The organism is Bradyrhizobium sp. 134 (genome assembly GCF_023074155.1).
GTDB lineage: Bacteria > Pseudomonadota > Alphaproteobacteria > Rhizobiales > Xanthobacteraceae > Bradyrhizobium.
In genome coordinates, this window is record NZ_JADPKX010000034.1 from 68,130 (window position 1) to 91,840 (window position 23,711).

The window sequence follows — 23,711 nt, forward strand, 5'->3', positions numbered from 1 at the left end:
AGCGGCCGAGCGAGCCGTCCCGGCGCAGCGCCTGTGCAGCCGTGGATAGGCCCGGCGTATTCGTCGCTGCCACTGAGGTCAGCGAGAGTTGCTGCCGTGTGCGTTCTAAGAGTGCTGATCCCCGAGCGTTATGTCCGTGGGCATGGCTCCGGCGTCAAGGTTGCTGAGCCGGCGGCTGCGGAGATGGCGTCGTGGCCGGCTGCTGAGGAGCGGCGACGGCGGGCTGATCTCCCCCGCCGTGAGGAACGCACGTGCCAATGTTGCTCAGCAAACGTTTTGCCTGAAGATCACGCACCTTGGAGTATTCGCGTCGTCGCTCGATGTTTGCCGCAGCCCATCTGTCCCATGCCTCGAATGCGTCCGCGTAGTGCTTGCGCATCTGCTCTTCTGCAGCGAGGCATTCAGAAAATTTGTCGAACACCAGATCGGTGTTTACCGGGGTTACGCCGCCCACCAGGACTACAAGCATCCATTTCATAGTTGTTCGCGCCGCACCTCTGCGCCCCGCTAACAGATGGCCGAGCCAAGGGCTGGGCTACCGAGGTCGATCGCACTTGCGGGTTTAGAGGGTTTAATCATGAGTCTAGGATTCGGTTCCCTCCGGACGGCGCGATCTGCTCACGACTTGGATGGAATTGCTGCCGCAGCGGAACGCCCGATCCTGGCCGGCGGTTTTGATCCCATGAGCAACAGCTTCCAGCTGTCATTCGGTACGGCGTGTCCGCCTGCATTATGCTGGTTGGCGCCGTGCTGCAGATGGGTTGCAGGCGCAGAAAAGCGGACTAATGCTCTTCCTGGTGTTGGCCTGTCCTAAGGCCATGAGGTTGGCTCAGAAATTCGGCGCTGCGCGCCAGCGTCAGATAGCTGTCGGCCAGAACGAGAAACTGATGGCGGGAAAATTGGTCTGCGGCTTGCGCCGCTGCCCGCTCGTATTCCGCCGACAGGCGCAGGTATTGAGATGCCGTCTTCATACAGGGGAATGTACAACAGGGGAAAGAGTTCCTAAAAACGAGCCGCGCTCGGTGTCCTTCGGGATCTTGAGCCACTCCGCTGCGGGGCCTGAGCCAGGCTTCTTTGTCGCGGCGGGGTCGCTACGGCCTAATGGCGATGTCTGCTCGGAGTCGGAGCGGGCACGGTCTCGGCGAGCTCGACGACATCATGAGTTCACACCCGAGAGGCGCGTCACGTCCAGATGGACCTGGTCCACGCATCGTTGAACACGCCCAGGGTAGGCTTGATCCTTCCACGGCTGATCTCGACTTCCCGCAGTGGCGACTCGCAGGCAGATCCATCCGCTCTGTCCTGATTTGTTTCGCTGCCGGGCACCATCGAGTGCCAGCGCGAATGCTCGCTCCTCCCCGCCGGCGTGGCGGAGGATACAGGGACAGGCCGTTTGCTGTGTTCCGCCGTAGCTCAATCGAACCGGTCTACGTGCAGTATCGCTTCCCTCAACGTCCGAAAGGCTTGGCTGTGACCTGCCCGAATGATGTGAAATCGGTTCTTGAGATCGCGCCCGTATCGATGTTCCGCGAACTTCGGGTTGAACGTTGCCGCGCGGGTGATCTTGCTCCGCTCCATGAAGGCGATGCTGGTGCGATCGACCAAGGAAAGCTCTTCGCTGGTTTCGATCTGCGAAGCAAACTCGAGGTCGTCTGCCGTGAGGGTTGCAACGCGAACGCCCGTGTCGCGCAGTCGCTTCCAGAATTTGTCGGCTACCTTCGCGGCGAAATGCGCTCTGAGCAATTGCCAGGTCTTCGCCAGCACGTGATCCGTAAGGACCCAGCCCTCGGTGCTTGAGAGAATCTCGTTGTTGCGGTCGCGTTTCGCCGCTGCCGCGAACCAGACCGTGCTGTCGACGAATGTGCTCACGTCTCACTCCTGAATCGGATATTCCGCGATCTTGCCGTTCGGGGAGTTCTGCTCAAGCCATTTCTCAGCGGCCCGCCTGGAGGCGAACAGCGTTATCCAGGCAGGGTCTCCGACCGCTCTGGAGTCCTCGTCCGCCGCCAGAATCCAGACGGACTGTTGCCGCGGACCGCCTTCGAGTTCGTGCTCCCAGGCAACCCCTTCGGGATCGTGCTTCTCGAACCATCTGTCCGCGGCATCCGCGGATGCGAACACTTTCAGCCACTCGGGATCGCCGACGTTCCGCCGCTCGCCCTCATTGAAGTCGTCAAGGTAGATCCAGACGGTCCGCCCAGTGCTGCGTAGCTCGGCCCAATGCGAAACCGCAGCGTTGACCTTTTGTCGGTCGGTGCGGTCCCCTTCCGGCAGGAGCATCACGCTCGCGTGCACGTCGGACGAAAGCCCGGCCCGGTCGCCCGGGCGTTTATGGATCCATCCGATCCACTGGTCGAATGCATCAGCCATGATCGCTTACCTTCTAAATTGCTCGGAACGGGCTCTCCATCGTGAACGCATCCGGCGCGATCCCGCTCTCGATGTGCTTCCAGGTCACGGGCGCTGCAATTGGAAATCCCTCTCGGGCTCGCGGGGAATAGGTACCGATCGCGGTGGTGCCGCGGCCATTGCGCAGATAATCGAGGAAGATGCGATCGCGGCGCTTTGCCTGGGCGGACAGGAGGTAGCGGTCCGGATGGCGCGCTGCGAGGGCGGACACCAGCTGATGCGCCACTCGATGCGCCTTGTCGTGCAGCATCGGCTGATCCAGTGGCGCCATGAGATGAATACCTTTGCCGCCGGTGAGCTTGGGCCAGGTCTCGAAACCCTCTCGTTTCATCAGCGTGCGCAGATCGAGCGCGGTCTCCACCACGGCATTCCAGTCGACGCCCTCGCCGGGATCGAGGTCGATCACGATGCGGTCGGCATGTTCGAAGTCCTCGACGGTCGCATTCCACGGGTGAAGCTCCACGACCCCGATCTGGACGAGCCCAAGGAAACCATCCAGGCTGTCGACCCACAGGCGCGTTCCCTCGCCGCCCTCGCGCTTCTGAATACGGAGCTGGTGCACGGCGGCCAGAATGTCCTTCGGTAGCGGCCCCTTGTGATAGAAGGTGGTGCCGTGCACGTGACGAACGAGCTTCAGCGGACGATGCCCCAGGTGCGGCAGCGCCTTCTGCCAGACCCGGGTCCAATAGTCGGCGAGTTCTTCTTTCGACGGAGCAACGGCATCGGGCAGAAGCTGCAGGATGTTCGCTCGGGGGACGCCCAGCTTCGGCCGGCCGGCGACGGACGGCACCAGCCGTGGCGCCTTGACCTTGCGCACCGTAAGATCATCGCGAAAGCCCTTGAACACGGCTTCGCGCAGCAGCCCATCATCGGTCAGCGCGCCGTATTGCACCTCGATTGCAAGGGTCGGCTCCACCCAAGTCGCCTTCGGCTTTTTGACCGCCGCATCGAGCGGAGAAGTCTTGCGGATCAGCGGATCAAGCCGCTCGCGCAATTCGCGTGCGGTCGTCTCCGTGTAACCGGTACGCACCTTCCCGGCGTAGAGCAGCTTGCCGTTCTGGCGTCGGCCGACGTAGAGCGAGGCGACCTTGCGCGGGCGCGCCCCAAGCTTCTCCACGAAGGCGACGATTGGGAAGGTCTCGCTCTTCTTGCACTTGAGCTTGATCCAGCTCTCCTGTCGACCTGAGCGGTACGGTTGGCCCAGCCGTTTGGCGACCAGACCTTCGAGGCCCAGTTTGCACCCCTTCTCGAAGATCACGTTGCCATCGGCCGCAAGCGCCTCGACATAGATGAAGGTCACTGGCGCGTCCTTCAGAAGGCGCTGCAGCAGGCGCTTGCGATCCTCATACGAGACGCCACGCAAATCGTAACCATCGAGGTACAGGAGATCGAACGCGTGGTAGCGCACACGGGCGCTACGCTTGGAGCCGAGCTCCCGCCTGAGCTGCTGGAAGTCCGGGAGGCCGCCACTGCCGTACACCACGGCCTCGCCGTCAATGATCGCAGTGTTTGCCTTGAGTAGGTCGGCGCTCGCGGCGATCGATGAGAATTGTTCGGTCCAGTCAAGGCCGGTGCGCGAATAGACCTTGGCGTCACCATCTCGCAGATGCAGCTGCGCGCGGTAGCCGTCCGCCTTGATTTCGTACACCCAGTCTTCGCCGCGCGGCGGCCTCTCGCGCAACGTGGGATCACACGGCTCGATGTAACCAGGAATAGGAGCTTTGACGGCGCCATGGACGCGCGATACTCCCGAACGAGACTGACGCAACGCCACCGCACACATGCCGATTCAACGCGGTCGCGCTGATTCGTTCCGTCCGAGCCGCCTACCGCGGGCGCGCAGTCCAATTCCAGCTAGGAGGGCACGCCGAAGCTTCATAAGGCAACTGACGTGACGATGGTTAGGGCCGCTGCGCCCTTTCAATCGCTGCCTTTGCTTCTGCCAACGCGCAGCCGTTCGCGGCGCGGTAAAGTGAAACTGCGCGGACCTTCTCGCCGGCTTTGAGCGCGTCCTCTATTTCCGTCGAACCACCCAGCGGTTCATAGCTCACACCGCCCTGCTTCAGTAATAAATCGAGCTTTGCTTCAACTCTTTCCAGCGTGACAAGTCGCCGCTGCAGGCCTGTCATTTTCAAGCGGAAATAGAACGCGAGCCCCGTGACCATTGCGAGCACAAGGGCGGTAGATCCAGCAATCGTTTCCATGAAGCGCTCTCTTTACTCGGGCGATCCTGCCTCCGCATACGATTCCAGATAGCCGCAGGCCGAGCAGCGATACGTGGCCACCGTAAGCGCCTTCCTGCCGAACATGAACGACTCGCGGTACGTGGCGGGCGGCACTCCCGCAAACCAGAGCAACTGCCCACGCCCCAGGCTGGGAATGAAACCCTGCTCCATGGTCCCCTCGCATTTCGGGCAAGCTTTGTGCTCTGTCATTCCGGGATCGTAGACGGACTGCCGAACGTTACAAGCTCCTGAGCAGCGCCCTCCCCTCGTCTGAGCGCCGCCACCGTTCAGTGAGCCAGGCAACATCGGTCCGTGCTCTTCGCGGCAGCTTTTCCTAGGTCTGGCAGCACGCAGGAACGTCTCGGATTTGGCGCGGTTGCCCAGCGGGGCGGCAGAGAACGGCAACGATGCTTGAAACCGATACCTTGCTGGTTAAGTGCCCGAACTGCGGCGCCTGGCCGATGGCCGCGAACCTGCCGAAAAACCTTTCACCCGGTGTCGAGCTCGAATTCAGATGCTCGCGGTGCGCTCAGCATGAGCTCGGGCGTTTGCGGCGTCCGAGCTTATCAGGCCCAGCCGACCGGGTGACGTGAGACCAGCAATGGATCTACACGAACAATGGCCGCGGAACGGCCATTCACTTCGCGACTTGACCATCGCGAGCGTCGATTTTTCGGAGGAGAGATCATGAAGACCATCTTTGCGGCTGTCTGCCTGCTGTCACTGGCGTTGGCCTCGCCGGTGCAAGCGAAGGGGTGCATCAAGGGCGCGATCGTCGGCGGTGTTGCCGGCCACATGGCGGGCCATGGCAAGCTCGGCGCGGTGGCGGGCTGCGCGGTGGGCCATCATGAGGCTAACAAGCAGAACGGCAACAACCCGAACAACTCGAACGCGCAAGCTCCGTCCGGGCAGAAGTAATCTATCGGGGCTCCTTCGGCCCCCGGCGAGCGCGAGCCTGCCGGCGGCACTATCCAGACGACCAGCTCGAGCGCATCGCCTGGTCGGGAGAAGGTGGGTGGCGCTCCTCAATCTCGCTCGTCCGCCCGGTCTTAGAACGACCTGACCGGATGGCGGGCGGAACGCTGCCAGCGCTCGCTTGCGCCTCAGCATCAGGAGTGCCGGGCAACAGCGGCTGGGCTCATGCGCTCTTTGCGCCGGGCCAAGGGATAACCTGACCTGCCGCCACCAGCCGATCGCGACCGCTTTCCTTGGCCGCATAGAGCGCCCGGTCTGCTGTCGCGACAAGGGCGTCTTCGGTGACACCCTGGATGGGGTTGTTGGTGGCGCCTCCCAGGCTGACCGTGACAAGCTTGGAAGGCGGATTCAGCGCGTGCAACATGCCTAGCTCGCGCAGCGCCTTCCGAACTCGCTCACTCACCTCGGCGCACCCGTCGGCGTCGGTGTTGGGCAGCAACAGCGCGAACTCCTCGCCGCCGTACCGAGCAGCCAGGTCGGCGGGCCTGCGAACCTGCTCAGCCAAAATCCTGCCCAGCGAGCGCAGGCAGGCATCGCCTGCCTGATGGCCGTATTGGTCGTTGAATTTCTTGAAGTGGTCCACGTCGATCAGCAGCAAGGAAAGCGGCGTTTCATCGCGCTTGGCCCGGGCCCATTCCTCGGCAAGACGTTCGTCGAAATGGCGACGGTTTGCAAGTCCGGTCAGACCATCGGAGGTGGCAAGAGTTGCCAGCTTGTCCTGCAGATCCTTTTGCTCAGTCATGTCCCGTGAGATGGCGACCACTCCGTCGATCTCGTTGCTGAGCGGGGACCGGGTGACCCGCAGCGCCGTCTCGACCCAGATCTCGGACTTCGCCCGAGTGCGAGTCCGGTAAATGATCCGCGCCTCTTCGGCTTCGCCCGACTTGAGGGAGTTGATGGCCTGCTCCAACCGGGACCGATCCTCAGGATTGATCCCAGCAAGCGCCGGCGTGCCGAGCAGCTTGGCAGGCTCCCACCCGAGAACGCGCGTACAGGATGGCGAGACGTAAAGGATTCGCTCGTCCAAACCGATGCGCATGACGATGTCGCTCGACTGCTCGGCCAAGAGGCGAAAGTCCGCCTCCTTCGCCACCAACGCCGCCGCCATGCGTTGGCGCTGCGAGAGGTAGCGCACCAGAAAACACCCGATGAGCGCGATCGCCAGTGTGAGGCCGGAGACGATGCTCATGCGCACGGCCGCCTGCCGGCGCCACGGCTCGAGAACGTCTTCCTCTGCTTTGGTGGCCACCGTCAGGATCGGATAACGCGTGCTCAACCGATAGAAACTCAGGCGTTGCCGGCCATCGATCGGAGACTTGAAGTAGTAGACGCTGGCACTGGGTCCGTTTCCCAAATTCGAAAACAGCGGCGACTTGGAGAGGTCCCGCCCCACATAAGCGCCCTGGTCGTCGCCGCTGCGCGCCAACATGATTCCGTCGGCGCTGAGTAGGGACACCGCGCCGTTTGGACCAATGTCGAACTGCTTGTAGAATTCGGCGAAGTACGCGACGTCGATGCTCGTCAGCACAACACCAGCGAAACTGCCGTCCGGATGATTGAAGCGCCGAGACGCGGTGATGATCCACTGGCCGCCCGAACGGCTTTTGACAGGTCGGCCGAGCAGTGTGCCGCGGTCAGCACTCGCGCGGTGCTGCTGGAAGTAGTCGCGGTCACTGTTGTTCAGGCCGGCCAGATCGACGTCCTCGGTGGTCGCCAGCCAGCGGCCGGTTTCGTCGTAGACGAAGATGCCGCGGATCCGCTTCCTGTTGTATTTGCGAGCCTGAAGGAAAGTCTGGATCTTGGTCACTGCGCCGGCGCTCGTTCCGCCGATCTCCATGCGATCGACCATGCCAGCCAGAATGGTGTCCGCAAGTTCGAACATGTCCTCGGCGTGCTGGGTGAGGGAACTGGCCAGATTGGCCATGTCCACTTCCGCGTTTCTCAGGTCGACCTGGCGAGCTTCTCATTCCCGCCATCCGCTCAGGGTGAGGATGGCAACGCAAGCCAACGCGACAAAGCCCGCGACCCATAGCGGGACCCGGGACTTGCCCACTTCTCGGCGGCTGGTTGACATCTAGGAGGCAGCTCCGTTCGCGGCACGTTCCCACCGAGGTCTTAATGTCGGCTTGCCTGCCCGGCAGCGGCAGGGGAGGTGGTAAACGCCTCCTCTCCAAGTCGCTCCTGGTCTTCGTGAGAAGCTGCGGACGAGTGAGTGATTGGAGACCTCACAGAAGCGCTGCCCCTGCCGCGCTGCGCCGGAGGGGTTCTGCCGCCGAGGAATTCGGGCGAAAAAGGAACGGTCCCCGCGCGCTGGGAACGCACAGGGACCGGTTGAGTCGACAGACGGAGGCGAAGCCGTGCGTCTTGCAGAAGTCTGCGGGTGTCGAGTTAACGATGCGTATCGCAGTTCCATTCGGCGACATTGCGCTCTGGAGGATCAAAGGCTCGTCCGCACTGATGTGGCCCGTGCGGGCCAGACGAGAGCGACGATGCCAGCTGAATGACGACCCGCCAGTCCTGCACCGGTCGGGACCGAGATTTAGGCCCGCACGGTTCGTGAGGTGCAGGGGTGCTGCGACTGCCCTGGTCTGGGCCGGCCAGGAGCGCGTTGGAGCCGAAATACGATACCGGGGCCGGCCAAAGCCTGGAATCCTCCTGGGCGGGCCCAAAAGGACCGGCTGAGCTATGTCGCTGCGGGTCCCGGGTGGCGAACATGTGAAGGGTGCCGACTTCCAAAGCGACCCCGCTCGTGGGATGCTCGGTCCATGAATCTGCGAGGGCTCCTCAGAGTTGCGTTCGCGGTCTTGGTGACCGCCGGTTTGACGTTGGCGCCCTTGGAGGCGCCGGCGGCAGCCGCGCAAGCTCGCTCGGACGGCATGAGCGACATGTCCATGTCGGCCGACATGCCGTGTTGCCCCGACGAGCAGAAGAGCAAGGACTGTCAGGACTGCCCGCTGGTAGCGATGTGCGTCCTGAAGACGGCCCAGGCGGGGCCCTCCGAGGCCGCCGCCCCCCCGCTGCGGCACGCGATCCGGACCACGCACTCCGTCGCCGACGACGTCGTAAGCGCCGGTTTGACCCGTCCACCTCCCGACCAACCCCCTCGAACCCTGGTCTGAACGGCGCTTGACGCCGATCGCGTCCGTGCGCGTCGCGCGCGCGGATGACGCGCGCCGCCTCGGCGGCGAATTCAGGACAATCGAGGACCAGAAAATGAAGACCTCTACCATCGTGCGCGCCGTCCAGGCGGCGTTGATCGCTGCCGTAGTCGCAGGCACAAGCACGGCCGCACTGGCCGACGTCAAGGACTACAAGTTCGAACTCGTCGACCAGTCGGTCCAGGCTGGGCCGGACAAGGTCATCACCGTCAGGCTCTTGAACATCAAGACCGGCAAGGCTGTGCCCGATGCGGTGATCTTCGCCAGCCGTCTGGACATGGCTCCGGACGGGATGCAGGAAATGGCGACCAAGGTCACGTCCATGCCGGGGACGGAGCCCGGCACGTACCGCTTCAAGGCGACGTTCGGCATGGCCGGGCGGTGGCAGCTTTCGGTCGGAGCCAAAGTCCAGGGCGAGAGCGGCACCGTCGAGAACAAGCTCGTCATCACGGCGCAGAAGTGACCCGCCCCGTCGCAGCAAGCCTCGCCGCCGCGCTGATCGCGGCGGCCGGGATCGCATTCGTCGTCGCCGGTCCACAGCGGCCGACGGCGCGAACCGCCGCCGTGATCGGCCCCGCTGCGGCCGAGGAGAGCGGCGCCCCGATCTACTACCAGGATCCGGACGGGAAGCCGTCGTACTCGCTTGTGCCGAGAAAGACGCCGGATGGCCGCGACTACCGCGCGGTGCCGGCCGCCGCCGATGTCAGCTTCGACGATGACCAGGCGACAGCCCCGACGACTACAACGGCTGGCGGCTCGGGAAAGCGCAAGATCAAATACTACCGCAATCCCATGGGCCTGCCGGACACCTCGCCGACGCCGAAAAAGGATTCCATGGGGATGGACTACATCCCGGTCTATGAGGGCGAGGACAGCGACGACGGGTCGATCAAAATCTCACCCGGCAAGATCCAGCGGACCGGCGTCAAGTCGGAGCCCGCAGCGATGCGGGTGGTCCGGACCGCCGTCAGGGCGCCGGGCACGATCGCGCTCGACGAGCGGCGGATTTCAGTGGTCGCAATGCGGGCGGAAAGCTTCATCCTGAAGGTGGCCGACGTGACAACCGGATCTCACGTCGTCAAGGGGCAGCCGCTGATGGAGGTCTACAGCCCGTCCGTCTCCTCGGCTGCAGCCGAGTACCTCACCACCATCACATCGAAGACGACCAGCGGCGACGTCCAGTATGGCCGTGGATCGCGCCAGCGCCTGATGAACCTGGACGTGCCCGACGCTGCGATCTCGGCGATCGAGAAGAGCCGGACCGTGCCGACCTCGATCGGATGGACCTCTCCGCGGGACGGCATCGTGCTGGAGCGAAACGCCATCGAGGGCATGCGCGTCGAGCCGGGCGGGGTCATGTTCCGGATCGCGGATCACTCGGTGGTCTGGGCCCTGATCGACGTCGCCGAACGAGACCTCGGCATGATCGCCAAGGGCCAGCCGGTCACGCTCAGGGCGCGGAGCTTCCCCGGACAAGAGTTCACGGGGAAGGTCCAGGTGATCTACCCGGAGATCAACAAGGAGACCCGGACCGCGCGCGTCCGGATCGAACTGCAGAATCCGGACCTGATCCTGCTGCACGACATGTACGTCGACGCCGACATCGACACCGGCAGCGGCGAGGCCGTCCTCGCGGTACCGGAGAGCGCGGTCATGGATACCGGCAGCCGGCAGGCCGTGTTCGTCGACAAGGGGCAGGGTCGGCTTGAGCCGCGCGAGGTCAAGCTCGGCCACCGCGGCGGCGGGTTCGTGGAGATCCGGCGGGGCCTCGCGGAGGGCGACGCCGTGGTGGTCTCGGCGAACTTCCTGATCGATGCCGAAAGCAACCTGAAGGCGGCGCTGACGGGCTTTGGCGAGGGGGCGCAGCAATGATCGCGCGTCTCATCGCCTGGTCCGCGCGCAATCTGCTGCTGGTCCTGTTCGGGACCGGCTTCGCCGCCGCAGCGGGACTCTACGCTCTTCTGCATCTGCCACTCGATGCCATCCCGGATCTCTCGGACACCCAGGTCATCGTATACACGGAGTATTCCGGCCAGGCACCGCAGGTGATCGAGGACCAGGTCACCTATCCGCTGACGACGGCAATGCTGACCGTGCCGAAATCGAAGGTCGTCCGCGGCTTCTCGTTCTTCGGCGTCTCGTTCGTCTACGTCATCTTCGAGGACGGCACCGACATCTACTGGGCGCGCTCTCGCGTGCTGGAATTCCTCAACGGCGCCAGCGCGCGCCTGCCCGCCGGCGTGACACCGACGATCGGTCCCGACGCGACCGGCGTCGGCTGGGTCTACCAGTACGCCGTGATCTCGAAGGAACTGAACCTTGCCGACACGCGGACCATCCAGGACTGGAATCTGAAGTTCGCGCTGGCCAAGGCGGAGGGTGTCGCCGAAGTCGCGAGCGTCGGCGGCTTCGTCAAGCAGTACAACGTGATCCTCGACCCGCAGCGGATGCGCGACCGCGGCATCACCATGCAGAAGATGCGCGACGCCATCCGCGCCAGCAACGCCGACGTCGGCGGGCGGACGGTCGAACTCTCCGAGTTCGAGTACGTCATCCGCGGCAAGGGCTACATCAAATCGATCAACGACCTCGGCGACATCGTGCTGAAGACCTCCGGCGGCACGCCGGTGCTGCTGCGGGACGTCGCGCGGGTCGAACTCGGCCCGGATGAGCGGCGCGGCATCACGGAGCTGAATGGCGAAGGCGAGGTCGCCAGCGGCATCGTGCTGCAGCGCTTCGGCCTCAATGCGCTGGAGGTGATTGAGAACGTCAAGAAGCGCTTCCAGGAGATCGCCTCCAGCCTGCCGAAGTCGGTCGAGATCGTGCCGGTCTACGACCGCTCCAATCTGATCTATGCCGCCATCGACACCCTCAAGCACACGCTGTTCGAGGAAAGCGTCGTCGTGGCGCTGGTCTGCATCGTGTTCCTGCTGCACGTCCGCAGCGCGCTTGTAGCCATCCTGATGCTGCCGGTCGGCGTTTTGATGGCCTTCGGCGCCATGAAGCTGTTAGGCCTCGGCTCCAACATCATGAGCCTCGGAGGCATCGCGATCGCGATCGGCGCCATGGTCGATGCGGCCATCGTCATGATCGAGAACGCCCACAAGCACCTCGAACGTGCGGAGCCCGGAAGGTCCAGGATCGACGTGCTGATCGCAGCCGCGGCCGAGGTCGGGCCGGCGCTGTTCTTCAGCCTGCTGATCATCACGGTCTCGTTCATGCCGATCTTCACGCTGGAATCGCAGGAGGGGCGGCTCTTCAGCCCGCTCGCATTCACCAAGACGTTCTCGATGGCCGCAGCCGCGCTGCTGTCGGTGACGTTGGTGCCGGCCCTCATGGTGATCTTCGTGCGCGGGCGGATCGTTCCGGAGCACCGGAATCAGATCAACCGCTTCCTGATCTGGATCTATCGCCCCGTGATCAAGGGCGTCATGCGCGCCAAGACGCTGGTGATCGTGCTCGCGCTCGCCGTTCTGGCCGTGAGCATCTGGCCGGCGCGGCAACTCGGCACCGAGTTCATGCCGAACCTGAACGAAGGCACGCTGCTCTACATGCCGACGACGCTGCCGGGCATCTCGGTCACAAAGGCCGCCGAACTGATGCAGAGCCAGGACCGGATCATCCGATCATTTCCGGAGGTCGCCTCGGTGTACGGCAAGGCGGGCCGTGCGGCGACCGCGACCGACCCGGCTCCGTCAGAGATGTTCGAGACGATCGTCAATCTCAAGCCGAAGGAAGAGTGGCGCCCCGGCATGACCATCGACGGTCTGATCGCCGCGATGGACAAGGCGCTGCAATTTCCCGGCGTCTCGAACGCCTGGACCATGCCGATCAAGGCGCGCATCGATATGTTGTCGACCGGCATCCGGACGCCGATCGGGGTCAAGGTGATCGGGACCGATCTGGTCGAGATCGACAAGCTCGCGAAACAGATCGAGCAGGTGCTCAAGGCCGTGCCGGGCACCTCCTCGGCGTACGCCGAACGCGGCATCGGCGGCTACTATCTGGAGGTCACGCCGGACCGGACTGCGCTGGCACGCTACGGCATCATGGTCCAGGACGTGCAGGACACGATCGCGACCGCCCTCGGCGGCCAGACCGTGACCACGACCGTGGAAGGGCGGCAGCGCTTCACCGTGAACATGCGCTATCCGCGCGATCTGCGCGACAATCCGCAGGCCATCGCCAACGATGTGTTGGTGCCGATGCCCGCCGGCGGCGCGGTACCGCTGGGCGAGGTCGCCAAGGTCGCGCCGGCGCGCGGGCCGACCTCGATCCGGACCGAGAACGGGCAGCTCGCGACGTACATCTACGTCGACATCCGCGATCGCGATCTCGGCGGCTACGTGGCGGACGCCAAAGCCTCTGTGCAGGCCAGCATCAAGTTTCCGCCCGGCTACTACGTGATGTGGAGTGGTCAATACGAATATCTGGAGCGCGCAACCGCGCGGCTGAAGATCGTCGTGCCCGTGACGCTGCTGATCATCTTCCTGCTGCTGTACCTGAACTTCCGTTCGATCGCGGAGACGATGATCGTGATGCTCTCGCTGCCGTTCGCGCTGGTCGGAGGGCTTTGGCTGATGTGGTGGTTGAGCTTCAACCTTTCGGTGGCGGTCGCCGTTGGCTTCATCGCGCTCGCCGGCGTCGCCGCAGAGACCGGCGTCGTCATGCTGATCTATCTCAACCAGGCGCTGGCGGAAACCGCGGCCAGGCGTGCCGCCAAGGGGCGGGCCCTGACCCGCGGCGACCTCTATGGCGCCATCATGGAGGGCGCGGTGGAGCGCGTACGGCCCAAGATGATGACAGTCGTCGCCATCATGGCGGGCCTGCTGCCGATCATGTGGAGTACCGGAACAGGCTCGGAGATCATGCAGCGCATTGCGGTGCCGATGATCGGCGGGATGATTTCATCCACGCTGCTGACGCTGATCGTGATACCGGCGATCTTCGGGCTGGTGAAGGGCTTCGGACTCCCGAAGCAGGACCCGTCCTCCGACCCGCGAGCGGCGCGGGATGCGACGGCGGCCGGCGGTCGGGGCGCCGAACGCAGTCCGCCGCCGGCAGCGCCCGCTGGCGCGGTCCGGGCCGCGGCGCCAGGGCGCGCCAGCGAATAGGGCGGCTCCTCCATGAAAAATTCGAATCCTTTGAAATCGAGTCCTTGGGAATTCGAATCCTTGAAATCGAATCCTTGGAAAATCGAATCCTTGAACAATCGAATCCTTGAAAAGTTTTCTTCCCGCAAAAAACGAATCCTTTAGGTCCGCATTATTGGAATGTTGTTGCTGCCGCCGATGCCCGTCGGCGCGCCGGGCGGCGGGCGCCTCCGACGGCGTAGCGCTCCCGCGAGCCCACCGGGGACACGATCTGATCGCTGAGGAATGGCCGGCCGTCGGGAGTCGCCGGACACTCCGGACAGGTGTCGCCCATCGATTCGAGGACGTTACGGACTTCTGCGACGGCATTATCGGGTGGGACCCCGGGAGGGGATCGTTCCTGGCGGTATCGAACGCGCGCTCGCGGGCGTGTGGATCGGCGCGGTCCTTCGCCCAGCCGTGCTCTTCGCATTCGTGGATGGCGCCGGCCTCCTGCAGCAAGTGGATAGCCCAGCCGCGCAGCGTCCGGATCGCCTGTGGTTTTTCCTTCGTCATCAGCATCGAAATAGGCTCCTGCCGAGACGAATCCTTGGGACCGTCGGCTCGTTCCCCGGCGGTTAGCATGGAGCAGGGATTCGCAATCGGCAGGGCTGAGGTTTGTCCCCGTGTTCCGCGGCGCTGTGCACAAGCCAACTCCGGCGCCGGGCATGAGGCGCACCCAGTGCTTCTGGACGCATTGCCATCCCGACTGCGAGAGGTGTATTCGCACTCGCGGGTACCTCTGAATTGTCAGGAGGGGTGCATGGGTAACTGGCTCGTTGTTCCTAAAGGGACAAGCTTGGCGAGGCGGACCCGATCGCGGCGTGCTGCGCAGTACGTTCGAATGTCGAGGGAGCTCCAGCGCTACTCGATCCAGAACCAGATGGCGGCCATTGCAGCCTATGCCGAGGCGAACACGCTCACGATTGTGCGCACCTATCGCGACGAGGGCCGCAGCGGCCTCCGGATCAAGGGGCGTCCTGGTCTCATCGAGCTGATCGAAGATGTCCAATCGGGCCGAGCCGACTTCGACCACATCCTCGTCTGCGACGTCAGTCGCTCGGGCCGGTTCCAGGATGTCGACGAGAGTGCCTACTACGAATTCCTGTGCAAGCGGAACGGCGTTCGGGTCGAATACTGCGCGGAGATCTTCAAGAACGACGGCACCTTTGTTTCGGGGATCGCGAAAAGCTTGAAGCGCGGCATGGCCGCCGAGTGGAGCCGGGAGCTCTCCGTTAAGGTGCACGCCGGACACTGCCGCGTCGCGAGCCTTGGATACCGCGTTGGCGCTCCCGTCGGCTACGGCCTCCGACGCTTGATGGTCGACGAAAGCGAGCATCCGAAGGCCCTTCTCCTAAAGGGACAATTCAAGGCTCTGCAATCGGATCGCGTTCGGCTGCAGCACGGCTCGGCCGAAGAGATCGCCGTGATCCGGGAAATCTTCGATCAATTCGTCAACTGCCGGAAATCCTACAGCGACATCAGTCGCCAACTGAACGACGCGGGCATCGCCAATCACAACGGTCGGCCCTGGACCGACGGCATGATACCCACCATTCTCGGGAACGAGAACTACACCGGCAAGACCGTCTACAATCGCAACTCAAGACGCCTGGGGCAGAAGCTGGTCAAGAATCCGGACAACGCTTGGGTCCGGGGCGCTGCGGCGATCGAGCCTATCGTCGACCAAGGCATCTTCGCTCGCGCCCAGAAGCTGCTGGCCGAGCGCCGCGTGGAGATTCCGGAAGAAGAGATGCTGTTGCGCCTTCGTCTCACGCTCCGCCGGCGCGGTAAACTCAACTCCCACATCATCAATACGACGCTGGGTCTCAATCACGTCTCCTCGTACGTGAAGCACTTCGGTTCGCTGCGGAAGGCCTATGCGCTGATCGGATATGTGTCCCCGCGCGACTGCGACTGGATTGATACCCGGGATATTTGGGCCGCCGAACAATCGAGGCATGCGACCGAACTCGCGGAGTCGCTGCGAACGGAACTTGGCCTCCAGGCTGATCTTGTTCCGGACGGCATAGGGGTTGACGTCGGAGGCTCACGCGTAGTTTCGTTTCTCGTCTCCAGACGACTGGCGCATCGTGGAAAAAACCACGCGGCGCAATGGAAAGCCTACCGAAGGCAGATCTCATCGGGCCTACTTGCCGTAATGCGGTTGGACGCGGCGAATCGGGCGATTGAGGATTATGTGCTTGCACCTGCCCCGTTGAGGCCTGGACGTTACCTCTGGCTCTCATCCGATTCCCTTCGTCGACATCAGGGCGTGCTTTACGCGGAAAAGGAGGCATTGTTCGGTGCCATCAAGAGAACGCTGGCAAATACCAACCGTGCCGCCCCAACCAGCTCAGCGCCGCTGAAGAAGCGATCGAAATCAGGCCGGCCCAAAGCCAAGGGCTTCGGCGGGCGGCGCTCACGGTGCGGAGATACAAAATCGCTCCGACGAGCGTGCCGTAGTTCCTTCGGAAGTCACCATTCAGTTTCGCAATCTTGGACAATTCCGAGGACGTCTCCACGTCATTTGCCATCGGGCTGGCTCCTTCGTCTTGGTAGGACCAGCGCCTTATGAACCACTGTTTTGCCCGACGGCGCAAGTGATAATTCGCGTTATCAGAAACGGTAGAGCTGCGCGGGAGTTAAGTCCGTCGGCTCGACATCCCGGGAGCCAGCGTCTTGATGGGGGCGTACGACGGCAGAGCTTCGGATCACCAACTCTCGATTGTTTGATCGCCAGCCGCTGCCAAGAGTGTAGGAACTCGTCCTGGCTTGGTAGGTTTGAGTGCGATGACAAAGCTTGGCATAGGCTCTTCGCATTCGTCCCTCACCCGCCGCGGCGCGCTTCGACTTTCGGCAGCAACGCTATTGGCCGTGAACGTATCGCGGGCCGGATTGGCTCACGCAGCCCCGGTAGATACGGGGACGACGAATGGAGACGAGATAAGCTTTCCGTCGATTGTAAGATCCAGTGAAGCGAGCGAAGAGAATGCGAGGGGGCCGCTCCCGGCAAGCGATCGCGTCGGCTTCGCCGTCGTCGCTTTGGGCCGTCTCTCCGTCGAGCAGATACTGCCCGCCTTCGGGCGAGCGAAGAAGAGCCGACTGGCCGCCCTGGTCTCGGGATCGCCCGACAAGCTGACCGTGCTCGGACGCCAGTACGGCATTCGCCAGGAAGCCCTGCTCGGCTACGAAGACTTCGAGCGATTGCGTGAGATGGAAGACGTCAAGGCCGTCTACATCGTTCTGCCCAACTCGATGCACAAGGAATACGTCCTCCGGTCGGCTGCGATCGGAAAGCACGTGATGTGCGAGAAGCCAATGGCGACGAGTTCGGAGGATGCACGATCGATGATCGAGGCGTGCTCCACGGCAGGCGTCAAGCTCATGATCGCCTATCGCTGCCGCTACCAGCCCCATCACTTGGAGGTCATTCGTCGTGCGCAAAGCGGAGACCTCGGACCGATCAAGCTGATCGAATCGATCAACGGCCAGAATCAAGGTGATCCGGAACAATGGCGGCTCCGCAAGGCGCTGGCCGGCGGCGGATCCCTGCCCGACGTAGGCATCTATTGTCTCAACGCCGCGCGCGCGGTCACCGGCGAAGAACCCGTCGAGGTCGAGGCTCGCATCCACTCGACCGAGGGCGATCCACGCTTTCGGGAAGTGGAAGAGAGCGTGGCCTGGACCATGCGCTTCCCTTCCGGAGCCCTGGCCAATCTCTCGACCAGCTACGGCATCCATAGGGCATCGCGACTGGCGGTCCATTTGGACGGCGGCAATCTCCTCCTGGATAACGCCTATCCCTACAAGGGGCAGCGCCTGACGTTGCGCCGCGCGATCGACAGCCGGGAGACCGAAACATTGATCGAAGTTTCCGCGAAAGACCAATTCGCCTTGGAATTGGACCACATGGCGGAGTGTGTGCTCGACGACAAGCAGCCCAAGACGCCCGGCGAGGAAGGTTTGCGCGACATGAGGCTGATGGAAGCGATCTACAGGTCGGCCGATCAACGCACGTCTGTCCGGATCGACTGACACCGTCGTAAGTAGGCGCCCTTTCTAAACATTTCGCGGCGAAGGCGCCTAGGCAGCTTGGGCGTTGTGTTGCTCCTCGCTTCGTTTTTGATTGATGAGGTTCAACAACTGCGCCGAGGCCCGCGCATCGCATAAGGCTCGATGATGATTGTCGAGCGAGATGCCATATATCTCGCAAAGCTTCCCAAGTCCGTAGGACTTGTGTCCCGGAAAGCGCCGCCGCATTCCGGCGCACGTGCAGAGCTTTGGGAATCTGAAGCGCCGCGCGATCCTTTCGAATTCATAGGCCATGAAACCGTAGTCGAAGCTGACATTATGGGCGACGAAAATGCCGTCCCCCATGAACTCCATGAAACGGTCCGCTACCTCCGCGAACAAAGGTGCATCCCGAACCATTTCGTTCGTGATGCCGGTCAGCTGAACGATCTTTGCGGGAATGGGACGCTGAGGATTGATGAGAGAATGCCACTCGTCGACGACACAGTGATTGCGAACCTTCACCGCGCCGATCTCGGTGATGCGATCGCCATTCGACCAGGAACCGGTCGTCTCGATATCGACCACCACGTAGTCCTGCTCGGGGTCGAAGCGATAATCCACCCGACCGATCTCGGCGATGATCCCGGCGGCGCCGAGCTGGCGGAGGCGGGTCAGCTGGTTGCGGCGGATCACGTCCCCCTCGGCCTTGACCTCCATAAAGGACGCTTTGCCGTCCTGCACCAGCATCAGGTCGGGGAAACCGTCCCGCATGCCGCGGAAATCGTCGCACATGCTGCGGACGACGCTGGCTATGGCCGTTGGATCGCATCCTTCGAGCAGCGCACGGAGCGCCTCCACTTGCACATGATCCCAGCTGAAGATCCCATTCGGGCGGCCCCATTTTGCTGCGACAGTGCGGAGAATCAACGGAAGAGAAGCTCCGGATGCGATGGCGGCCAGCTTCTCGTCGATCGTCACGGCGAAGAGCCGACGGAAGCTGCGGTCCTTTAGGCAATGGGGTAGCCAGTCGAACCCGCTGGGCATCCGGGTGCTCTCGAAGAGCTCGTCCCAGAAGAGAAGGCCGAACAGGGTGTGCCACAGCACGTTCTCGGTGAAGAAAACCTTGGTGCCCTCGCGCCGCAGAACGCCGGCGACGCCTGCTTCTGGATTGCCGCGATGGGTATCGTCGACGGTGATCGTGCGCCCGGACCGCAGCAGTTCGGTGTAGACGCCTGTGCGCCTCCCTCCGAACTTGCGAGCGTAAAAGTCAGTCGCGAAAACGTGCTCCCCGTCGCTGCCGGGATCATCGATCATCCGCTGCAGCAGCGTTTCGGCCTCGGCCTTGTCGCCCGTGTTGTAGAGCAGACGAACCAGGCGCTCGTTGCAGTCGGGGGAAGGCCCGGCACGGTAGAGCTGCCGGGCGAGATCGTTCTCGCCCGCCTTCTCGAAGAAAAGCCCCGTCCGATGCGCAGCTCGGCTGCGGAGATCGGCGGCGAACTGCGTCGTGCAGGCAGGCCCGGCGAGCACGTCGATGGCGGCCCGCCTGTGCGCGGTCTCCGTTCCGTCGTCCAGGCTGTCCAGAACCCGGCTGTAATGGAACGAGGCGAGCGCCTCTTCCGCATCGGTGAAGCGCGCGCTGAACGAAGTCTCGCGGTTGGTGCGGAGTATGCCCAAGTCGCGCAGCGCGAAGTTTTTCAGATTTACCTCGGTCTTGCCGAAATACAGATAGAGCAGGAACTCGACCGGCCGCGTCCCGTCGAGCGCGATGAAATTGCGGGCGCCACAGTGCTGCGCTGCGACCGAAAAGGGGATGGTGTGTAGATAATAGCCGACGAACTTCGGCTTCGACCAGGATTTGCGGACGTCTCCTCGCCCGGCCGCCTGCGCTCCGGTGACGAGGACGTCCTTCGGCAGGGACGAGACGAAGGCCGCATAGTCCGCCTCGCCGAGCGCGCGGGCATGACCGGCCGCGGTCAGATCGGCGGCCGCCCGCTCGACGTCATCGATCTCTGGGTAGTTGAACAGGGATCGGTTAAAGATGGCACCGCGCCTGTTGATCATGCGGACCAGGAGGCATCGCGCATCTCTCGAAAGGCCCTCGAACCGCGCCATGAAGGCGTGATGATCCGGACCAAGTACGGGGGCGTACGTCCGCTGCAGGAACCCCAGCATTTCGGCGAAGTGGTCGAGATAATAGTAGACGGGCAGTTGCGGCAATTTGGCCAAGCGGACCTTCGGGGCAGAATCGTTGTTCTGTTTTTGTTCGAGGGCTGCCCTTAGAGTCAAGCGCCTCGACAGACTACGGATGACCAGAGCCCGTCCCTCGGCGCCGTGTCTTCCTTCACGCCGCGAGCGACGATCCGGAGCGTCCCGTCCGGAAGAGGCCGCTGCAGCTTCAGGGCTTCCTCCGCCGGCGCTGTCATCCAAGTCTCGACCTCTTCGGGCGTCGTCAGGATCACCGGCATCGCCTTGGGATGTATGGCGCCGACTTCGGCGTTCGGCTCCGTCGTGAGGAACGCGTAGAGATCGTTGGTGGTCTCACCTTCCTTGACTTTCCGGACCGACGTCCAGTTCGTCCAGATGCCGGCGAAGCAGGCGAGCGGACGGTTCTCGTCGAGCGCGAACCAGATGTCTCCGCCCTCAGCCTTGTTGAATTCGCTGAAGCTGTTGAACGGTACCACGCAGCGGTTCTCGGGACCCAGCCATCGCGTCCAGTGTTTGCTCTTCACGTTGCGGATGTTGGTCGTGCCACCGTCCGGCTCCATCCGGAGCAATTCCTTGAAATCGACGGCCTTGCCCTTCGCTTGCAGCTTCTCAGCGCGCTTTTTCGTCGCATCCATCTGCGCCTTCGACGACGACGGCATGCCCCACCGCGCGGTCGCGAGCTCGCGGCCCTCGGTGCCCGCCCGGACGATCGGCGCCTTGTAGTCCGGAAAGACGCCGGGCATCGGCGCCAGGTTACCGACGTACCGGTTGACGACGCGGAACAGCGCGCTGATGGCGGCCTGGTTGGTGGTGATAGAATAGAGGTTGCACATCGTCAGGTCTCCGGAGCGGCCTGGCGAGGGCGCTGCGCCAACTGTAGCAGCGTCGCCGGCGGCCGGCGATTGGCCTTGGCGCACTTGCTGCAACGGAGCCGGCTCGCCAGGTCGTGGACGAAGGTGGTTGGCGGATGGCGCAGCGCGGCCAGGTCGACGTCCCGCTTGGTCCTGCAGCGGGGGCACTCGATCTCTAGCCACGCGTACCCGCCGTTGATGGCCTGATCGATCGTCGGCGAGGGGTCGATCGGGCCGCCTGACGCCCACATCAGCTCGTTCCAAGACTCGCTGAGCAGCCTGTCAGCCTGCTTGATGAGTGCCTCGCCCTTGATCCGAGCCTCTGCGGACTGCGCCGCGAGGATCGTCGTCATTGCGCGGGCGCGGACGAGTTCCTTGGCGAGGGCCTTGCGATCGCCGCCGCTGAGGGGCGTCGGGTGACGCTTCGGTGCCATGGTAGCATCCCGTTCCCGCCACGCCGGCGACTACTCGAACGCAGGCCAGCAGCCATCCTCCTCATGACGGCCGGTCCGCTGGGTGCACGTATTATCCAATAGCCGTTGGCCGACGTCCTTCCAAAGCGCGTCCTGGCCATAGAGTCGGGCAGCGTCGACCTTTTGGATCTCGACGACCCTCGCGCAGCGGCGGCAGCCTACTCTGAGCAGGTGCTTAGGAATTTGGTCCAGCCGCAGCGTTGCTTCGGAAGGGGCTGATCGCGCCTCCGCGCGAGTGTCCTCCAGGAGCGCCTGCCAGTATTCCAGCGGCAAATCAGCTTCAGGAGGCAATCCGGGCTTCGCAGGCACGTTTCTGCCGACGGCAGCAGCCATCTTGTCCATTTGGGTCCGGCTCGGCATGCGCCAACTGGCGGGGTGGTCGGTCATGGTCAATTAGAACATAACAAGAACACATGTCGAGTCCAAATGGATCACCAACGTCGATTCCGGCGCAGTGCGGAGCGCCGGAGCGATCACGCCCGTGCTCCCGTGCCGACTGAGGCTTGCGGCGAGTTCTAGCTCCACGCCTGCGAATGAGCCTTTGGCTCACACCTCTGCCGTTCACGATGTCCATGGATAAACCTTTGGTCGAAGTTGACGGAAGGGAATCTCCTACAACACAATCGGTCCATTCAAAGAGTTGCGTCGAGATCGTCTTCCAGGCTCTTCCACCGCCGTCCTCGCTGACCGAAGCGGTTGCTGCCCGTGAGTGCCGGTCTATCGGATCATTTATGCCAATACCTGATTTTAACATCGACGGTTTATTGCCCCCCTTCGTAGGCGATACGCCTGCAGGATCTTCGAGCGACATGTCGCCGTACAGAGGGTCGGCGCTCGATGTGGTTCAGTTTTTCGCCTTCAGCGAGGGCAGGAAGTCGATCCTTCGGGGATGGCTGCTGCACAGGAAGGCGCTCAGGGCCATCGGTTTCGGCACGGGTTTTCAGTGGATCGACGGAAGCTTCGTGGAGAAGGCCAAGGAGCCGAAGGACATCGACACGATGACGTTCCTCCGCCGGCCGCCGCATGCGAGGACGTTGCACGATCTCGGTCTCTTCTGGCTGGCCAACAGGCCGGTGCTGGGCAGGGCCCAGGTCAAGGCCTCGTTCCATGTCGACTTCCTTCCGCTCGATCTCGACGGCGACGACGAGATCCTGGTGGATCTCACGCGCTACTACCTCAGCCTGTTTTCGCACCGACGCGAAGATCTGGTCTGGAAGGGAATGGTGCAGGTGCCGCTGGACACCATCGCCGAAGACGATCAGGCTTTGAACTTGCTGGGGCCCGAGCCAACCTCGTCCGATCCCGACGCGGGAGACGGCACATGACCAGCCTGCGCAAGTTGGAACGCGACTACATCGAGGCGAACATTTCCGAGGTCACCGCGCTACTCGACCGGGTCGGCGATCGGGACGTCATGTCCCGCTTCGGGCTGGAAGACCAGTTGAACGAGTTGAAGGGGGCCTTGGCGAGATTGCAGGCGATGCCGCCGGAGACGAACGCGTCTGCGGCGCTCTTCTTCGGCGGCAAACCGGTCCTTGGTTCCCAAGGAATCGAAAGCGGCTTCGCCGGCTCGGCCGTCGGTCAGTTCCAGGACTTGGTGTCCATGGTGCATGCTCACGACACGGTCGGCCTGGCCGAGCGCGGGACGGTGCCGCGGCGGTCTTCCTCGACGCTTCACATCACGAACATCGTCAGAGGTTCGTTCGGCTTTCTCCTCGAGGAAGTGCAGCCGCAGCTTCAGATGGTGGACTCCTCGCTGAAGACGGCCGTCGACGAAGCGACCCGGCTCTTGATGGCGTTCGGAGAGGACGACGAGGAGGACTTCAGGAGTGCGGTTGAGGAGATCGACCAGCGCGTGCTGGCCGCTTCGGGCGAGTTCTTCGATCTCATGCGCAAGAGCGGGGCGACAGTGCGTTTGGTGTCCGGCGAAACCGACCGCAGCTTCGGCTCGGACGTGGTCGCGAGAGCGGTCGAGCGCGCCAGAACGACGACGGTCGTCGACGGCGACGACGTCGTTCGCGGACAGCTCGCCGGCGTGCTGCCGGAGTCACACCAGTTCGAGTTCAGGGCCGCCGACGAGCGGGGCACGATCCGCGGTAATGTGGATCGTGCCATCACGCCGCATCAATTAGGGCTTTTCAACAAGGAATACGTCAACGCGAATTCACGCGCGAGACTCAAGGTCAAACGCGTGCTGCGCAATCAGGCGATCGTGCGCGAGAGATACACGCTCGTCGGCATCGAGCCAGATGCCGACTGAAGCGCA

The 23,711-nt window shown here is 63.2% G+C and carries 19 protein-coding genes and 2 pseudogenes; 8 read left to right on the plus strand and 13 right to left on the minus strand.

Features of this window, described 5'->3' with window-relative positions:
- Window positions 1-154: 154 nt before the first annotated feature.
- From IVA75_RS09955 to IVA75_RS09985, 7 genes are all read right to left on the minus strand, one after another.
- Complete coding sequence (locus tag IVA75_RS09955; RefSeq protein WP_247284867.1) at window positions 155-478, minus strand: hypothetical protein; 324 nt, start codon at window positions 476-478, stop codon at window positions 155-157.
- A gap of 304 nt (window positions 479-782) precedes the next feature.
- A complete protein-coding gene (locus tag IVA75_RS09960) occupies window positions 783-971 on the minus strand; it encodes a hypothetical protein (RefSeq protein WP_247284868.1) in 189 nt (62 codons plus the stop codon).
- A 442-nt stretch (window positions 972-1,413) separates the two neighbouring features.
- Entirely contained in the window at window positions 1,414-1,869 is a 456-nt protein-coding gene (locus IVA75_RS09965; protein WP_247284869.1) for a PIN domain-containing protein, read from the minus strand.
- 3 nt (window positions 1,870-1,872) lie between these two features.
- Window positions 1,873-2,370: a hypothetical protein gene (locus IVA75_RS09970; protein ID WP_247284870.1), complete on the minus strand. Its 498-nt coding sequence runs from the start codon at window positions 2,368-2,370 to the stop codon at window positions 1,873-1,875.
- 13 nt (window positions 2,371-2,383) lie between these two features.
- Window positions 2,384-4,192, minus strand: a complete 1,809-nt coding sequence (gene ligD, locus IVA75_RS09975) for a DNA ligase D (protein WP_247284871.1) — start codon at window positions 4,190-4,192, stop codon at window positions 2,384-2,386.
- Window positions 4,193-4,310: 118 nt separating this feature from the next.
- The gene (locus IVA75_RS09980; RefSeq protein ID WP_247284872.1) at window positions 4,311-4,613 is read right to left on the minus strand and encodes a hypothetical protein; all 303 of its coding nucleotides are present in this window, start codon (window positions 4,611-4,613) and stop codon (window positions 4,311-4,313) included.
- A 12-nt stretch (window positions 4,614-4,625) separates the two neighbouring features.
- Entirely contained in the window at window positions 4,626-4,805 is a 180-nt protein-coding gene (locus tag IVA75_RS09985; protein ID WP_155809815.1) for a hypothetical protein, read from the minus strand.
- A 516-nt stretch (window positions 4,806-5,321) separates the two neighbouring features.
- Here IVA75_RS09985 and IVA75_RS09990 point away from each other — a divergent pair.
- The gene (locus tag IVA75_RS09990) at window positions 5,322-5,552 is read left to right on the plus strand and encodes a hypothetical protein (RefSeq protein ID WP_018455636.1); all 231 of its coding nucleotides are present in this window, start codon (window positions 5,322-5,324) and stop codon (window positions 5,550-5,552) included.
- 220 nt (window positions 5,553-5,772) lie between these two features.
- On the opposite strand, the pseudogene IVA75_RS09995 reads toward IVA75_RS09990, so the two are convergent.
- Window positions 5,773-7,683 (minus strand): annotated as a pseudogene (locus tag IVA75_RS09995) (diguanylate cyclase).
- Between the two features lie 1,139 nt (window positions 7,684-8,822).
- On the opposite strand from IVA75_RS09995, the gene IVA75_RS10005 reads away from it, so the two are divergent.
- From IVA75_RS10005 to IVA75_RS10015, 3 genes are read left to right on the plus strand one after another with little or no spacing between them, the layout of a single operon-like run.
- The gene (locus IVA75_RS10005) at window positions 8,823-9,230 is read left to right on the plus strand and encodes a FixH family protein (protein ID WP_247285447.1); all 408 of its coding nucleotides are present in this window, start codon (window positions 8,823-8,825) and stop codon (window positions 9,228-9,230) included.
- Window positions 9,227-10,639 carry an efflux RND transporter periplasmic adaptor subunit gene (locus tag IVA75_RS10010; protein WP_247284874.1) on the plus strand — a complete coding sequence of 471 codons (1,413 nt, stop codon included), beginning with the start codon at window positions 9,227-9,229 and terminating at the stop codon, window positions 10,637-10,639. Before IVA75_RS10005 ends, IVA75_RS10010 begins: the two co-directional genes overlap by 4 nt.
- Window positions 10,636-13,881, plus strand: a complete 3,246-nt coding sequence (locus IVA75_RS10015) for a CusA/CzcA family heavy metal efflux RND transporter (protein WP_247284875.1) — start codon at window positions 10,636-10,638, stop codon at window positions 13,879-13,881. The genes IVA75_RS10010 and IVA75_RS10015 overlap by 4 nt, the downstream gene beginning before the upstream one ends.
- Window positions 13,882-14,155: 274 nt before the next feature.
- Here the strand turns inward: IVA75_RS10015 and IVA75_RS10020 are convergent.
- A pseudogene (locus tag IVA75_RS10020) lies at window positions 14,156-14,421 on the minus strand (hypothetical protein); the annotation flags it as partial.
- 241 nt (window positions 14,422-14,662) lie between these two features.
- Here IVA75_RS10020 and IVA75_RS10025 point away from each other — a divergent pair.
- Together IVA75_RS10025 and IVA75_RS10030 are read left to right on the plus strand one after the other, a co-directional pair.
- A complete protein-coding gene (locus IVA75_RS10025) occupies window positions 14,663-16,477 on the plus strand; it encodes a recombinase family protein (RefSeq protein WP_247284876.1) in 1,815 nt (604 codons plus the stop codon).
- Between the two features lie 215 nt (window positions 16,478-16,692).
- Window positions 16,693-17,937 carry a Gfo/Idh/MocA family oxidoreductase gene (locus IVA75_RS10030; protein WP_247284877.1) on the plus strand — a complete coding sequence of 415 codons (1,245 nt, stop codon included), beginning with the start codon at window positions 16,693-16,695 and terminating at the stop codon, window positions 17,935-17,937.
- Between the two features lie 48 nt (window positions 17,938-17,985).
- Here IVA75_RS10030 and IVA75_RS10035 read toward each other — a convergent pair whose 3' ends face one another.
- From IVA75_RS10035 to IVA75_RS10050, 4 genes are read right to left on the minus strand one after another with little or no spacing between them, the layout of a single operon-like run.
- A complete protein-coding gene (locus IVA75_RS10035) occupies window positions 17,986-20,142 on the minus strand; it encodes a 3'-5' exonuclease (protein WP_247284878.1) in 2,157 nt (718 codons plus the stop codon).
- A gap of 56 nt (window positions 20,143-20,198) precedes the next feature.
- A complete protein-coding gene (locus IVA75_RS10040) occupies window positions 20,199-20,954 on the minus strand; it encodes an SOS response-associated peptidase family protein (RefSeq protein ID WP_247284879.1) in 756 nt (251 codons plus the stop codon).
- 2 nt (window positions 20,955-20,956) lie between these two features.
- The gene (locus IVA75_RS10045) at window positions 20,957-21,406 is read right to left on the minus strand and encodes a zinc-ribbon domain-containing protein (protein WP_247284880.1); all 450 of its coding nucleotides are present in this window, start codon (window positions 21,404-21,406) and stop codon (window positions 20,957-20,959) included.
- Between the two features lie 30 nt (window positions 21,407-21,436).
- A complete protein-coding gene (locus IVA75_RS10050; protein ID WP_247285448.1) occupies window positions 21,437-21,832 on the minus strand; it encodes a hypothetical protein in 396 nt (131 codons plus the stop codon).
- 185 nt (window positions 21,833-22,017) lie between these two features.
- Between IVA75_RS10050 and IVA75_RS10055 the strand changes: the two genes are divergently transcribed.
- Window positions 22,018-22,770, plus strand: coding sequence for a hypothetical protein (locus tag IVA75_RS10055; RefSeq protein WP_247284881.1), 753 nt, complete (start codon window positions 22,018-22,020; stop codon window positions 22,768-22,770).
- The gene (locus tag IVA75_RS10060; protein ID WP_247284882.1) at window positions 22,767-23,705 is read left to right on the plus strand and encodes a hypothetical protein; all 939 of its coding nucleotides are present in this window, start codon (window positions 22,767-22,769) and stop codon (window positions 23,703-23,705) included. Before IVA75_RS10055 ends, IVA75_RS10060 begins: the two co-directional genes overlap by 4 nt.
- Window positions 23,706-23,711 lie beyond the last annotated feature (6 nt).

Coding starts and splice junctions, on each gene's coding strand:
- IVA75_RS09955 (WP_247284867.1), bottom strand. CDS start 478: ATGAAATGGATGCTTGTAGTCCTGGTGGGCGGCGTAACCCCGGTAAAC.
- IVA75_RS09960 (WP_247284868.1), bottom strand. CDS start 971: ATGAAGACGGCATCTCAATACCTGCGCCTGTCGGCGGAATACGAGCGG.
- IVA75_RS09970 (WP_247284870.1), bottom strand. CDS start 2,370: ATGGCTGATGCATTCGACCAGTGGATCGGATGGATCCATAAACGCCCG.
- ligD (WP_247284871.1), bottom strand. CDS start 4,192: ATGTGTGCGGTGGCGTTGCGTCAGTCTCGTTCGGGAGTATCGCGCGTC.
- IVA75_RS09980 (WP_247284872.1), bottom strand. CDS start 4,613: ATGGAAACGATTGCTGGATCTACCGCCCTTGTGCTCGCAATGGTCACG.
- IVA75_RS09985 (WP_155809815.1), bottom strand. CDS start 4,805: ATGGAGCAGGGTTTCATTCCCAGCCTGGGGCGTGGGCAGTTGCTCTGG.
- IVA75_RS09990 (WP_018455636.1), top strand. CDS start 5,322: ATGAAGACCATCTTTGCGGCTGTCTGCCTGCTGTCACTGGCGTTGGCC.
- IVA75_RS10005 (WP_247285447.1), top strand. CDS start 8,823: ATGAAGACCTCTACCATCGTGCGCGCCGTCCAGGCGGCGTTGATCGCT.
- IVA75_RS10015 (WP_247284875.1), top strand. CDS start 10,636: ATGATCGCGCGTCTCATCGCCTGGTCCGCGCGCAATCTGCTGCTGGTC.
- IVA75_RS10025 (WP_247284876.1), top strand. CDS start 14,663: ATGGGTAACTGGCTCGTTGTTCCTAAAGGGACAAGCTTGGCGAGGCGG.
- IVA75_RS10030 (WP_247284877.1), top strand. CDS start 16,693: ATGACAAAGCTTGGCATAGGCTCTTCGCATTCGTCCCTCACCCGCCGC.
- IVA75_RS10040 (WP_247284879.1), bottom strand. CDS start 20,954: ATGTGCAACCTCTATTCTATCACCACCAACCAGGCCGCCATCAGCGCG.
- IVA75_RS10045 (WP_247284880.1), bottom strand. CDS start 21,406: ATGGCACCGAAGCGTCACCCGACGCCCCTCAGCGGCGGCGATCGCAAG.
- IVA75_RS10050 (WP_247285448.1), bottom strand. CDS start 21,832: ATGACCGACCACCCCGCCAGTTGGCGCATGCCGAGCCGGACCCAAATG.
- IVA75_RS10055 (WP_247284881.1), top strand. CDS start 22,018: ATGGATAAACCTTTGGTCGAAGTTGACGGAAGGGAATCTCCTACAACA.
- IVA75_RS10060 (WP_247284882.1), top strand. CDS start 22,767: ATGACCAGCCTGCGCAAGTTGGAACGCGACTACATCGAGGCGAACATT.